This window comes from Agrobacterium sp. A3-95 (assembly GCF_053521785.1).
On record NZ_JBNWDR010000034.1, the window covers coordinates 1 to 544 of the forward strand.

Annotated in this window: 1 protein-coding gene; it reads right to left on the reverse strand. The window is 62.7% G+C overall.

Annotated features, from left to right (window positions below; genetic code table 11):
- On the reverse strand, positions 1-544 hold a 544-nt coding region (locus ACQZ5Y_RS28305), incomplete at both ends, for an ABC transporter ATP-binding protein (protein ID WP_448782597.1).

Genomic DNA, 544 nt, shown 5'->3' on the forward strand with positions numbered 1-544 from the left:
CGTCTTCAGTGTGTTGTGCAGCTCGGAGATTTCCAGCCGCATGGTGCCGCGCAGCGCCGCATCGAGGTTGGAGAGCGGCTCGTCAAACAGGAACGCCTTCGGTTCGCGCACGATGGCGCGGCCGATGGCCACGCGCTGGCGCTGGCCGCCGGACAGTTGCGAGGGCCGGCGTTCGAGATAATCGGTGAGGTTGAGGATACGGGCGGCATCGTCGACTTTCTTGTCGATGACGGCCTTGTCGAGCTTGGCCATCTTCAGCGGGAAGGCGATGTTGTTGCGCACGCTCATATGCGGATAAAGCGCATAGGACTGGAACACCATGGCAAGGCCGCGCTCGGCCGGGGCCTTTTCGGTGGCGTCGTTGCCGTCGATGACTATTCTGCCGCCGGAGACGTCTTCCAGCCCGGCAATCAGGCGCAGCAGCGTTGACTTGCCGCAGCCGGACGGGCCGACGAAGACGACGAACTCGCCGTCATGGATGTCGAGATCGATCGACGGGATGACTTTTGCCTCGCCGAAGAGCTTGGACACGTTCTGAAGGGAA